The organism is Bradyrhizobium sp. Kon69 (genome assembly GCF_055807515.1).
The window spans coordinates 1-500 of record NZ_JBVVOS010000107.1 but is presented as its reverse complement, the minus strand read 5'-3'; the positions used below and the strand labels follow the sequence as shown (position 1 = coordinate 500).

Annotated in this window: 1 protein-coding gene; it reads right to left on the bottom strand. The window is 63.2% G+C overall.

Annotated features, from left to right (window positions below; all coding sequences use genetic code 11):
- Positions 1-500: chemotaxis protein CheW (locus tag AC0L3U_RS38420; RefSeq protein WP_473364964.1), on the bottom strand; the 500-nt coding region annotated here is incomplete at both ends.

The window sequence follows — 500 nt, the reverse complement described above, 5'->3', positions numbered from 1 at the left end:
CCGTTGGGGTCGATGATCATGATGACCGCGCCGTCGCCCAGGATGGTATTGCCCGAGAACATGTCGATGTGACGCAGTTTCGTCGACATCGGCTTGACCACGATTTCTTCCGTGTGGAACACGCCGTCGACGACGATGCCGAAGGTCTGGCTGCCGACCTGGGTCACCACGATGAAGCCGTTCTCGGGATCGGAGACGGCGCCGTCGTCGATCTTGAGCAGCTTCTTGAGGTGGATCAGCGGCAGCAGCTTGTTGCGCAGCCGAAGCACCGCGGTGTCCTTGATGCGCTCGATGCGGTGCTCCGAGTTGGCGCGGGCCCGCACCAGCTCGACCACGGAGAGCTGCGGGATCGCAAAGCGGTCGCCGGCGGCTTCCACGATCAGCGCGGAGACGATGGCGAGCGTCAGCGGGATCTTGATGGTTACGGAGGAGCCTTCACCGGCGACCGACTTGATGTCGATGGTGCCGCCGATCTGGTCGATATTGGTGCGCACCACGTC